The 11852-nt window shown below is 48.3% G+C and carries 13 protein-coding genes; 4 read left to right on the top strand and 9 right to left on the bottom strand.

The annotated features are described in order from the left end of the window. Positions 1–362 precede the first annotated feature (362 nt). From Q0101_RS05475 to Q0101_RS05460, 4 genes are read right to left on the bottom strand one after another with little or no spacing between them, the layout of a single operon-like run. Positions 363–818 (bottom strand): DIP1984 family protein, encoded by a 456-nt coding sequence (locus Q0101_RS05475; protein ID WP_297943074.1) that lies wholly within the window; start codon positions 816–818, stop codon positions 363–365. 18 nt (positions 819–836) lie between these two features. After that, positions 837–1517: a DUF799 domain-containing protein gene (locus tag Q0101_RS05470; protein WP_297943072.1), complete on the bottom strand. Its 681-nt coding sequence runs from the start codon at positions 1515–1517 to the stop codon at positions 837–839. After that, complete coding sequence (locus tag Q0101_RS05465; RefSeq protein ID WP_297943070.1) at positions 1514–2008, bottom strand: DUF4810 domain-containing protein; 495 nt, start codon at positions 2006–2008, stop codon at positions 1514–1516. The genes Q0101_RS05470 and Q0101_RS05465 overlap by 4 nt, the downstream gene beginning before the upstream one ends. Before the next feature lie 9 nt (positions 2009–2017). Continuing rightward, the gene (locus Q0101_RS05460) at positions 2018–2695 is read right to left on the bottom strand and encodes a CsgG/HfaB family protein (RefSeq protein WP_297917244.1); all 678 of its coding nucleotides are present in this window, start codon (positions 2693–2695) and stop codon (positions 2018–2020) included. Positions 2696–3121: 426 nt separating this feature from the next. On the opposite strand from Q0101_RS05460, the gene Q0101_RS05455 reads away from it, so the two are divergent. The 4 genes from Q0101_RS05455 to Q0101_RS05440 all read left to right on the top strand — a co-directional run bounded on the left by Q0101_RS05455 (position 3122) and on the right by Q0101_RS05440 (position 6318). Next, the gene (locus Q0101_RS05455) at positions 3122–3775 is read left to right on the top strand and encodes a hypothetical protein (protein WP_297943067.1); all 654 of its coding nucleotides are present in this window, start codon (positions 3122–3124) and stop codon (positions 3773–3775) included. A gap of 196 nt (positions 3776–3971) precedes the next feature. Continuing rightward, positions 3972–4652, top strand: coding sequence for a response regulator transcription factor (locus Q0101_RS05450; protein WP_297943065.1), 681 nt, complete (start codon positions 3972–3974; stop codon positions 4650–4652). Further along, entirely contained in the window at positions 4649–5701 is a 1053-nt protein-coding gene (locus Q0101_RS05445) for a HAMP domain-containing sensor histidine kinase (protein WP_297943063.1), read from the top strand. The genes Q0101_RS05450 and Q0101_RS05445 overlap by 4 nt, the downstream gene beginning before the upstream one ends. A gap of 353 nt (positions 5702–6054) precedes the next feature. Further along, positions 6055–6318 carry a hypothetical protein gene (locus Q0101_RS05440; protein ID WP_297943061.1) on the top strand — a complete coding sequence of 88 codons (264 nt, stop codon included), beginning with the start codon at positions 6055–6057 and terminating at the stop codon, positions 6316–6318. Positions 6319–6941: 623 nt separating this feature from the next. On the opposite strand, the gene Q0101_RS05435 is transcribed toward Q0101_RS05440, so the two are convergent. From Q0101_RS05435 to Q0101_RS05415, 5 genes are all read right to left on the bottom strand, one after another. Continuing rightward, positions 6942–7751, bottom strand: a complete 810-nt coding sequence (locus Q0101_RS05435) for a hypothetical protein (protein WP_297943059.1) — start codon at positions 7749–7751, stop codon at positions 6942–6944. A 700-nt stretch (positions 7752–8451) separates the two neighbouring features. Beyond that, positions 8452–9750: a DUF6138 family protein gene (locus tag Q0101_RS05430; RefSeq protein ID WP_297943058.1), complete on the bottom strand. Its 1299-nt coding sequence runs from the start codon at positions 9748–9750 to the stop codon at positions 8452–8454. Continuing rightward, on the bottom strand, positions 9654–10085 hold the full coding sequence (locus Q0101_RS05425) for a hypothetical protein (RefSeq protein WP_297943057.1): 432 nt from the start codon (positions 10083–10085) through the stop codon (positions 9654–9656). The genes Q0101_RS05430 and Q0101_RS05425 overlap by 97 nt, the downstream gene beginning before the upstream one ends. A 91-nt stretch (positions 10086–10176) precedes the next feature. Continuing rightward, positions 10177–10917, bottom strand: coding sequence for a sulfite exporter TauE/SafE family protein (locus Q0101_RS05420; RefSeq protein ID WP_297943055.1), 741 nt, complete (start codon positions 10915–10917; stop codon positions 10177–10179). Positions 10918–11036: 119 nt separating this feature from the next. Further along, entirely contained in the window at positions 11037–11720 is a 684-nt protein-coding gene (locus tag Q0101_RS05415) for a hypothetical protein (protein ID WP_297943054.1), read from the bottom strand. Positions 11721–11852: the final 132 nt, after the last annotated feature.

Raw genomic sequence — 11852 nt, 5'->3', positions numbered from 1 at the left:
GTCAAAATGCAAAATGGCGAGAGCGTCTAAATTTAACGCAAAATTTGAGCGTCAAATCCGCCCAAATCGCCGTTAAATTTTGCCGCGAGCCGGCAAGCTGCGCCGTTAAGATCAAAATTTCGTTTTAAATTTCCCCGTTCCCGCCCTCGGTATCGCTAGATCAGTACGCGGTAGTTACATTGCGTAGTTACATTGCCCCTGTAAATTTACTGAAAATAAATCGTAAAAGGGGGGTGCCCGTTTCCGCGAGCGCTGCCATAAACCTGCTTCGCAGGTGAGTTTCGTACTCGCCTCTTGCGATACTTACCCGAAATTTTATTTTTCGCGAAATTCTTTCAAATTTCGCCGAAAAATTCGACGCTTTAGTCGATCAGATCAGTCTGCCAGTTTGCGCCTTGCAGCGTCGTATCAAGCTGTCTGATCTGCCTAGCTAGCTCGTCCACCTGCTTTTGCAGCGCCGCGACGTCGACCGTGCTTAAAATTTTAATCTCGCTACGCGAATATGCATCGATCTTTTGCGCGGAAGCTTGCGCGAAAGTCCGTAGCGCTCCCGCTTTTAGCGTGAGTATGTCGCGTTTGGCGATCAGCTCGGTTAAGCTCTTGCCATCCGCTTTTGCGGTGCAGTTGGTTAAATTTATCCGAACGATTAGCCGCTCAAGCTCGCCCGTAAGAGCGTCTAGCTCGGCTAGTAGCGCCTTTGGCTCTTCACTGGGTTTCTCGCCCTCTTGCACCTTTGCGTTATCCGCGAGCCTTGATTTTAGCTGCTCGATGCGTTTTTGTATGTCGGCGCGCAGTATCAGCGCCTCGGCTAGTTTCATTTTCGTCCTTTTTAAAATTTATTTGCCGCCGCCAAGCTGCCTATCCTGGCCGTAGTGCGGTGAATACGGGCCGTAGAGCAAGCATTTGTTGCAGTTTTGGCCCAGCAGCATCGCATCTGCGCTCGCGGAGAGCTTGTATCCCGCGTCGGAGACGGTATCGCCGATCTGTTTGATGACCGCGGAGATCAGCATGCCTACAAGATCGCTACTGCCTCTGCTTGAGTCGTCGCTTACCTGCGCCGAGCCCTCCCAGAGCGTCGCACCGCTTCGCAGATCCACGAGCTTGGCATTGACCGCCACGACGCTTACGCTATTTAGCAACATATACGAAGTGCCGTATTTGACGACATCCATATATAGCACGGCGTCTGCGCCAAAAATTTGTCTTAGCTTGTGCGCGGAGACATTTTGGATGTCGCTAGCCTCGTAAATTCCGTTATTTTTGAAGGTCTCATACACGAGCGCAGGCGAAAATACATAATACCCCGCTTCGCTTAGCGGATAGATCGCGTTGGCAAGCACGGCAACACTTGCGTCCACTTCGGTAGTTTCGTTTATAGGCATCAGCACCAAAATCGATCGAGGCTTAGCCTGCTGAAGCGCCGAGTAGTCGTAAATTTCAGGCTCGCTTAGAGCGCACGCATTAAAAAACAGCGCCACGAATACACTAAAAATCGCTATTTGAGCTTTATTTTTCATTTTTTAGCCTTTTTATTCGTTTTACCGCCCTGCTTTGCGGCAGCTTTACCTTGCTTCGCAGAGGCTGCTTTAGCGACTTCGCGTTCGCTTGATCCTTGGACTTTATCAGCGCCCGGCTTGGTCGCAGCCTCCGCTTTTTTAAGCGCGGCCGGGTTTGTAACGAAGGTCAAAAACGGCTTTGATTCAGGGAAGGCCTGAGCTTCTTTCTCGAAATTCTCTCTCGCCCTCGCGCCGTTGCCCGCGCTTAGATACAAAAGCCCCAGATGCGAATAAAGCCCCGGCGGGACTTTGAGCCCCTTTTCGTATGCCTTTTGGATGGATTTTTCAAGCGCTTCGATCTGCTCGCCTACGTCGCCTTCCTGCTTTAGATACCGATAGGTTGAGTCCGTGTAGCTGCCGTCCCAGTAATAAATTTGATTCCGGCTCCCGCCGCCGCAGCCGCAAAAGATCACGGCCGCAGCAGCAAGAGCAAGAGCGCTGCTCGCTTTCAAATTTAATCCTTATCTTACTTTAAACGCGCCGTTTTCAAGGCCGTTTACGAGATTATTGACCGCTTCGATGATCGCCAGGCTTAGCACCTTGCCGTTTAGTGTCGAATCATAGCCCGCAGTGCCGCCGAAACCTAGCACTTCGCGGTTTGATAGCTCGTATTCGCCCGCGCCCTGGGTCGAAAAGACCACCTCGGAGGTTCTAACGTCAACGACGTTTAAATTTACTTTAGAATACGCAGTTTGGGTCTTTCCCTTGCCCAAAATTCCAAACAGCTGATGATCTCCGGTCGTCTTGCGGCCAAACTCAGTCACGTCGCCGGTGATAACGTATCTGGCGCCTTTTAAGTTTTGTGCGCTTTTGGAGATTGCGCTTTCCTCTTTGATGGCGCGCATATTAGTGCGATCAAGCACCGAGAAACGTCCTGTTTGTTGTAAGCTTGAGATCAAAATTGTCTGCGCTTGGTTGCCCAGTCTGTCCTCCCCGTCGGAGAACACCCCGTTGTTGTAAGAGGATTGGTTGTTAAAGCGTCCTACCGACACGGCGATCCGCTCGCCGGAGTAATTGGTATTTAGACTCGCTACCGTAGGGGTTTGCACTACGCGAGAACTCTCTTTCGCGCATCCGCTAAATAGCGCCAGCACCGAAGCTGCAATAACGGCAGCCGATATGGTTTTTTTGAAATTCATTCTTTACTCCTTAAGAAAAATTTTCCGTATGATAGCAAGAAATTCTTAAAAAAACGGATACGATTTGTTTCAAATTTAATTAATTTGCCTTAAAATACGCTATGTCAAAATCGCGGAAATTTGATAAAGATCGCGCGAACAGCGGCGTCACTTTAAAGTAAGCAAATTTTAAAAGAGGCTTGCCGATGCGGAGCCGCTTTTAAAAAGCTTATAAAAAACCGCGCGCAGCTCTGCCTCAATTTAAATTAAACTCATCCGGTTACGCTAAAATTTAGGGAAGTTTAAACGATATGTTTTTAAAATTCAACTTATATTTTTACAATGTGAAACGCGCGTACTAAAGCTCTGCGAAATTTCAATTTTTTCAATGAGGCAGTCCGGATCGATCTTAAAAACGATAGAAGTTCAAATTTGAAAGGATCTCATATGCCAAAAAGCTACTTTAAAAATTTATACGCGGATTTGCGCGCAGGCAGGCTGCTGCTGCATCCGATTTTGGTGACGGCGGCATTCTTGGCGGCGCGCCGGCTTTGCTACTTTATAATTTTTCATTTTATTTTCGATCGCTGGTATGGCTGGGATTTCGTAGGAGAAGGGATATTCGTATTTATGCTTGAGTTCACGTGCTGCGCCTATTTTATCACTACTTGCACGCATTTTTTGCTCGTGCGAAAGATCAAATACTCTTTTGCGCTTATATGGGCGGCGCTTGCGGTTTTGCTCGTCGCAGCGTGCTTTTTGGGATATTATCGCGTAGATATCAATCATCAAAAAGAAGGTGTGTTATACTCCTTTTTCCTCGCATCCCTAATCGCCGCGAGCATCTATCTTTTGTTTTTATCGGTTGTATGTAAGCGATTTTTGCCGATTATTTACGCGGCGGTATTTGTCGTGAGCTACGCATTGGCGGTTTATATCGTTTTTAAGGCGCAATCGTTCGGCGCTTTCTCATCCGCTTGGGCGCTGTCGATCGTTTGTCCTTTGCTATGGGCGTTTTATTTCAAATTTGAGTTCAAAAGAATTTTCGCCTCAGAGGATAAAAACACGCAAATAAACGCACCTACAAGTGGCGAGGAGTGAAAATTTATCCGTAACAAAATACCACAAAATTTTACTGCCGCGCACAAACGAGTAAAGCGGCAAATTTCACTGCCCAGGAGCACGTTTGACAATGCGGCGATTAATTTTCGCCTTACAATCACGCCCGTTTATTTTGTCTGCTTGAAAATAAATTTGTTATAATCCCGAAAATTTAAAAAATCACAAAAGGAGTCGTATGTTTAATATCCTACTCGTCGAAGACGACGAGGCTTTGAGCTCGGCGATAAGAGAAAAGCTGCTTGACGAGGGCTTTAGCGTGAGCTGCGCCTCCAATGGCAAGCAGGCGATAGAGGCATTAGACGAGGCGCACTTCGATCTGATCATCTCGGACGTGATGATGCCTAAGATGGACGGCTTTGAGCTTAGCAGATACGTTAGGCGCGACGGCAAGAGCCAGCCGATACTGATTATAACGGCAAAAAGCGAGATCGAGGATATGCAGACGGGCTTTAAAAGCGGCGCGGACGATTATATGAGCAAGCCAATAAATTTAAAAGAGCTCGTGCTGCGCGTGCATGCGCTGCTAAGGCGCGCAAAGATCGCAAACGAAAAGCGGCTTCTCATCGGCGAAAGCGAGCTTGACTACGATACGCTCAGCGTCCGCTCCGAGGGCGAGCGTATAAGCCTGACGCCGAAGGAATTTCGTCTTTTGTTTCTACTGCTAAGCTACGCGGGTAGAATTTTTACGAGATTTGAGATAATGAGCGAAATTTGGGGCTACGAAACGGACAGCGACGAGCGCGTCGTCGATACGCACATCAAAAAGCTGCGGGCAAAATTCGAAAACTCCAAAGATTTCGAGATAATCACCGTGCGCGGGCTCGGCTACAAAGCCGTAAAAAAGGAGCGAGCGTGAAAAAATACCTCATCAGCCTTAAAAGCTTCATCGCGTTTTACTCTTCGCTCGCATTCGGCGTGATAAATTTCATCGTCTGCTTTGCGGTTTGCATGCTTTTTTACATAGGCATCGGCGGCAAGATCGGCGGGTTTTGGGACGGAGTGGCGCTGTGCGCGATCATCTGTCTAATCACGATGGCGCTAAATTTTACCCTGCTTTACTTCGGACTTAAAATTTTATTCCGCCCGATCAAGCGGCTACTAGACGCGATCACCGCGATCGCAAACGGCGATTTTGAGGCGCGCGCCGAGCGCAAGCTGCATGGACATCGCACCGATTACCTCTATATGCACGAGCTGGACGAGCTTGTAGTAAACGTCAATAAAATGGCGCAGAAGCTGCAAAAGCACGAGCAGCTGCAAAAGGAGTTCGTCTCAAACGTCTCGCACGAGATGAAAACGCCGATCTCCTCAATCGCCGCGTTAAGCGAGATGATAGAGGGCGGCGTGAGCGAGGAGCGCGCGGTGCGATACGCAGCCTCCATCGGCGCGGAAGCAAACCGCTTAAGCAAGCTCTGCACCGATATGCTAAAGCTAACGAGACTTGATAGCGGCGCGGCGGTGCGCCTAGATGAAGCGGTACGTATCGACGAGCAGCTGCGGCAATGCATCATATCGCTGAGCCAAAGCTACGAAGGGCACGAGTTCGAGCTAGATTTATCGCCGCTTAGCGTGCGATCAAACGCGGGGCTGCTAAATCAAATTTGGAGAAATTTAATCGAAAACGCGCTTAAGTACTCGCGCCCGAGCGGTAAAATTTTCGTCCGTTGCCGCGCTTGCGATGGTTTTGCGCAGGTGATCGTAAAAGACGAGGGCATCGGCATCGCGCGCGAGAAGCTGGATAAAATTTTTGACCGATTTTATCAATGCGAGGAATCGCATAAGGAGCTCGGCAGCGGGCTTGGGCTTAGCATAGTCCGCACGGCGCTTGATCTTTTAGGCGGCCAGATCGAATACGAAAGCGAACCTGGCGTCGGAACCGAGGCACGCGTTAAAATTCCGCTTTAAATTTCAGATCAAGACGGTACGGATGAGCTGCGTCTTGCAATTCATAGCTCGCCGTAAAATTTTGCCCCACAGGCGCAAGTCGCGCCGATGTAAGCTTTAACGATACGGGCCCTGACGGCGCAAGTCGCGCCGATGCAAGCTTTAACGGCGTAAAAAAGCGTGGGCGTGTCGCGCACCGCATTTATATAAAATTCTGCTTTAAATTTTATATCGATTTGCCGCGGACGCCTCGCGCGCCGCGACGAGGTCGGAATTCTGCTTTAAAATTTACCGCGCATTACGACTTTACCGCGCATTACGGCGGGCGGCAGGCTCGCTTAAATTTACCGCGCCTTAACACAAGTAGCTGAATTTTGCCTGAAATCTGCCGCCGCTCGCTCGCGCTTTGCAACGGACGGAGAAATTTTGTCCTAAATTTCAAAAGACACATTAAGAACACAATCATCTTATATAATCCCGCCCATAGATCGATCGGGCACGCCCCTAGCAGTCCGAGCCGAGCAAATAAACAAAATAAAAACAAAGGAGAAGCGATGAGTAAAGCCGTACTTCACTCGGTGCTAGCGATAGAAGCCATTTTATGGGGGCTTTTGTCGGCCGTGATTATAGGTGCGTAAATTTTACGCTTTGAGCTAGGCGATCTGCCGAAATAATTTATAAAATTTACGAAATTTGCGCCCCGCTTCGCATCTGCCGAAAAAGGGGCGCACCTGCGCTAACTATCTAAACTAAAATTTAATCGACTCACTGCGTACACGCAAGTCCCGCTGCTAGCCGTTTTTGCGCGCAACCTCGCCGCGGATAAAGCAGCTGCGCAACTAAAAATCGAATAAAATTTTAAATGCTATGAGCGGACAGACAAGCTAGTTGATGCCCTATTTCATCCGCGCCTTTTTGCAATATGTGCTCGCTCACAAAACAGCTTGCGATAGGAAAATGATTTTAAGATGCGCGACCCGCTCCAAGCGCGCAAATTTACGCCTTTGCCGCTAAGCGATTTTTAAAAGCTATCAAGCTAAAATTTATCCCGATTTGAGATCAAATTTAAACTCGACCCAGACGGCGAAAATTTCACAAAAGACGCCGCAAGCAATGATGAAATTTTAAATAGTGCAAGCAGCGATGAAATTTCAAAAAGCAAAGCGCGCACGGAGAGTTAAATTTACAAAATTTCGCTGCAAAGGGCTAAATTTATGAAATTTCGCTAGGGTTAAATTTTAAAATTTACCGCGCGGCGCTTTTATCCTTTTATATCCTCGATCACCGCTTCTACGAAACGGGCCGTATCAATTAGCCTAAAGCCCCATACTTTGGGATCCGCCGTGATTTTATTATAAAAATCTTCCAATTCTTTCGCGGGAGACAATTCGCCCAATTTAAACGGGGCAAATTTTACTTTACCGATCTTTTTTAGATGAGGTAGCAGCTCCTTTAAATCCTTATGATTAAACCAGCGGTCCGCTCCAAGGAAGCCGCCGTTTTTCGAGCTCGCGATCTTGCTTTTTAAAAAATCATCCATTCCGGGCGGCTCTTTTTGCAGCAATCTCGTGCAGGCTAGGTGGTACTCGAGCTTTCTAGGCGTTTGATCTACCGCCGAGACAAAGCAAACGCCATATCCCTGCTGCATCTGGATAGACAAAACGTCGCCCTCCTCAAAATACGGCGTTTTTTGCTTCGAAATTTTGGCTCGCTTAAGCGGTCTAGGGTTTTCGCTTTTTAGCTGAAGCGCCAATTTGTCAAGCGCTTTTTGGCGGCTCTTTTGAGATTTTTCAAAGACCTTGTTCCACATCTGGCTTGCGCCGCCTTTTATGATAGCAAGGGCTTTTTCGCGGATCTCGTCATTTAAAAATCCGATCTTCCAAAGCGAATACGCTAGAGCCGTCCAATAAATCTCGCTATAAAGCTCATCGGTACAGAAATTCTCCGCCTGTGCCAAAACATCTTGCAGTATCGTTTCAACATCTTCGCCGTCCTTGTATCGCTCGGTGATAGTCAAATAGATATCGTATCCGTCGTCGCTATCGATAATTTTCACTCCGTCTATCGCCATTTTTTCTCCTTTATTTTGATCTCTTTTCTGCCGATTTCGCTGAGCCGAATTTTATCAAAATTTGAGCACCTGAAAGACAAATCGCCATTGAAATTTCGCTTTAACGGCGGCGAGCTTTGCTTATAAATACAGCGCCGCCCAGTTTATAAAATTTAACTAGCTCAAAATTTGGATGAATTTTTAAAATTTCACTCGCAAGAGTGGCTATCTACCAAATTCAGGCTTTCAGACATTCTTAAATTTTAAGCTTTTCTCTTGGGGGCGGAAGGGGTTCTACTTACGAAGCGTCGCCTTCCTTTGCTTCGGCACTACCTCGCAACTGCAAGCAGACCCGTCAAATCCTCACAATCTCGTTAAACATTAGCAGCGATTACGCCGATCTATCGTTTTTGTTGAGGGGGAAGGGGCTTAAATTACGAGGTCGCTCCCTTCCCCCTTAACAATCCTCCATCCCCGACGACGTTAGAGGTGGCGATGCTTTGTTAACGCAAAGCATCGCTGAGTTAAATTTAATAAATTTGCTTTAGATTTAAATATAAAATTCTAAAGCGAAACACCCAAGATAAGGCGCAGTATTTTTGCGTTTAGACGAGGCAGAAATGAGCCGAATGAAGGAGCGTATATATAAATACGTGACTGAAATTCGGCGAAATTTCTAACGAAGTATAAACCAAAAAGACAAGCCTTAAAATCGCAAAATTTAACCCGAAATTTCCTTCTGCCAGTTCTCACCCCACACGGCATACGCCACGCTCTCTTTCGCGTGCTCCTGTAGCCCCGAGATCGCGCGCAGAAACAAAGCCTTGTTCGCGGGCCCCTTCATTAGCGCCTTAAAGCTTTTGTAAATTTTATCCTCCTGATAGGAGAGCAACCCCGCAACGATCACTTCTAAACTACGCTCGCTCATGCCGTAGCGATCGATAAACGCCTCGATAAATTTTATATGCGCGCTTTGATGTTCGGCATCCACAGCCTCAAAGTAGCGCTGCGCGAGACCAAAGTATTTTTCGCTCTTCAGCGCGAGGCCGAAAACTGCGTAACTGCCGCTCATCAGGCACTTTTCGCCGTCCGTGTCGGCGTAGAACTCGAATTTGTGTCTTAGCGCCTCGTTCGCGTAAAGCTCAAGCTCCCCGTCCAGCTCGTGCGCGAGCGCGGCGGCGAAAAAGCGGTGCGTGGGCGTAGGCACAAGGCCTTTGATCGGCAGATAAACTTTCTGCGCCTTGGAGGAGCTAAGCTTTACGGCGTAGCTCGCAGCAAAGCCCGTTTGCAGAAGCTTTATGATGAAATTTAGCGCCTTTTTATACGCGCTCGCCGTTTCATTTTTGATTTTTACGCGAACCTGCGCAAAAACGTCGTTCGCCGAGCATTCCGTGTCCGCGTCTTTAAATTTTACTAGCTCGCCCTTAAGCTCGCCCGTGCCGTGGTCCAGATAGCTTTGCGCCTGAGCCGAGCCGAAAATCTTCGCCGCGCACTCCAAATCCTTGCGCGCAAGATTCACATCCCAACTATAGCGCTTAAATTTGATATTCCAAAACGCCGCTCGCACGAAAAACGCAAGCTCGCCCGCGTCCACGTTTTGCCGCGTAAAATCCTTTTTAAGCTCGTAATCTTTACTCCAGCCGTCATCACTAATATCGTAAAATTTCGGCAGGAATTTCTCCTCTTTCCAACGCTGTAGATTATTCTCTAGCGCGATGATAAAATCCCCCAAAAGCCACCTGTTTTTGACGTCTTGCACCGCGGCGATAACCCGCTCAAGCAGCGCCGCAAGCGCCGCTTCGTCGTAATCCATAAGCGAAAGATCGAAAATGCGGTCTATAAACACGAAAATCTCACGGCCGTCTTTGATCTTTTTATCGCGGCGGATAATGAGCTCGTCTATATAATCATCTATTTTGCGCTTTAGCTCGGCTTTTCGCGCAGCGTTTTCAAAATAAAATTTATGCTCGCAGCTGCGCTGCGCCAAGCTCTCGCTCGCGCCTTCAAATTTGACCGCCAAATCCAGCTTATACGCAAAAAAGGCAGATTTGCTTCGGCTAAAAACTCTTCCTCCGCGCTCTTTGCGATGAGCGGGACGATGGCCTCAAACTCCTCGCGCTCCAGCTCGTCTATTTCGGGCGCATCGGCTCTAAAGCTGTCCGCGCCAAAGTCGTGAAGGTAGAGCCTGATGCGTGATCTGCGACACTCCACGCCTAAAAAATCAAAATATCCCTCCTGCACGCAGCAGCCCGAATACGGCGCCTCGCCCTTGTACTGTGAGTCTAGCTTGCTAGCGATCAGGCGCTTTAGCGAGTCCGAAATTTTGTCCGCTAGCGAAATTTGAGCTTCGTTCATTGACGATCCTTTTAAATTTGAGTTAAATTTTGCGGCAAGGTGCCGCGACTAAATTTAGATCTAAATTTTAGCTTCGATTCGGCAAGCGCGCCTAGCTCAAAGCCAAAAATTTCCTAACCGTAATACAAAGTATCGTAACGATAAGTGCGATCATCCAGCGCTTTTGAGCCTTTTTGCCGATCTTGTGTGAGGTTTTGACGCCCGCGTAAACGCCGGCTAGCGAGCCAACTCCGAGCAACGCGCCGATCTTGTAGTACACGAGCCCGTGTGCGGAAAGGCTCAGAAAGCCCGCACTTGAGGAAAATATCACGAAAAATAGCCCCGTGCTGACGGCCTTTTTGATGTCGTAGTTTAAAAAGCTGATCAAAATAGGCATTACGAATACCGCGCCGCCGATACCCACGCTGATCGCCACGGCGCCGACGAACAGCCCCACGATAAAGAGCAAAATTTTAGATTCGTTGGCCTCGCCGGTGGGCTCGGTCGGGGTTTTGAAGAGTTTGATTAAATTTATGATCTGCACCAAAATGAGCGTGCCCAGAAGGAATTTTGAGGAAAAATAGCTTACGATAAAGCCGCTGCTAAGCGCGCCGCAAAAGCCCCCGAGCCCCAGCACCAGCGCGGGCGCGACATCGAGCATTTTGCTTTTAAAATTTACGAACGAGCCGAAGATCGAGCTAAAGATCATCTGCATGATGCTGATGCCGATGGCGTACTTGACATCGTAGCCGAAGAGCATCATCACGGGCACCACGACCGTGCCGCCGCCGATGCCGAAAAATCCGCTGATAAAGCCCACGCAGGCGCCGATTAAAATGTATTCAAAAAACATCCCTATTCCTTATTTCAGCCCCTTTGGTCTCGCCGAATTCCGCTTTTTGCGGCTTGTAATTAAATTTTACTGTTTTGCGAGTCTTTAAATTTAAGCGCAAAATTTAGTAAATTTAAGCCTTATAGCTGTTTCGCTCTGCGCATCCATTCGCGGTATTGCTCGCACGGAATTTTTATATTTTCATATCGCAAGGTATCCGCGCAAAAGCATTTTAGGCTCAGTTTATTACCCTCAAAGCCCGCGAAATCAGCTTGCTCGTAGATGTCGTAACCGCTCTGCATGCAGTCTAAAACGTCTGCATATCTCTGCTCTTCGCTCATCGGCTCGGCAAAGCTCACCAAATGCACGCCGTTTGGAGCCGCCCAGTAGCAGCCGTCCACGGCCAGCGCGTCCCAACCCCGCAGATAGTGCACGCCGTCCCAAATGAAGCTCTCCTTGCCGTCTAGCCAGGCGTCCGGCACGAAGCGCATGATCTGCGCTGAGGCTAGATCAAGCACGCTGTAGCCGTATAGATCCTGGCGAAAGACGAGGTAAAATTTGCCGTTTGCGTGGCGGATCAGGCTAAAAAATTCCGCCCTATCGTCTATACAGCGCCAGCTTATTATCTGCGTTTTGCGAGTATCAAACAGCGCGTATTCGCCGCCGCTAAAGCTTGTCGCGCCGAGCCTATATGCGTTCTTTACGATCTCATATCCGCCGCTTAAATTTATCGTTTGGCGCCGGGTAAAATTTCGCCCCTCGAAAAGAGTTTCCGCCTGTTTGATGCGCGCTTGGTACTGCACGGAATTTACGGCGTTTACCATTATGCGCTCCTTAAAATTTTATGCAAGCGGGTTAAATTTTGCGCTGCTCAAACAGCTCTCGCTTCTTAAATTTCATGCGAACCAATAAATTTAGCCTCGCGGGCGGCAAAATTTAACCGCTAGACGGCAAAG

The organism is uncultured Campylobacter sp., assembly GCF_937921625.1.
Lineage (GTDB): Bacteria > Campylobacterota > Campylobacteria > Campylobacterales > Campylobacteraceae > Campylobacter_B.
The sequence above is the reverse complement of the archived record's forward strand: the minus strand, read 5'-3'. Positions and strand labels throughout refer to the sequence as shown.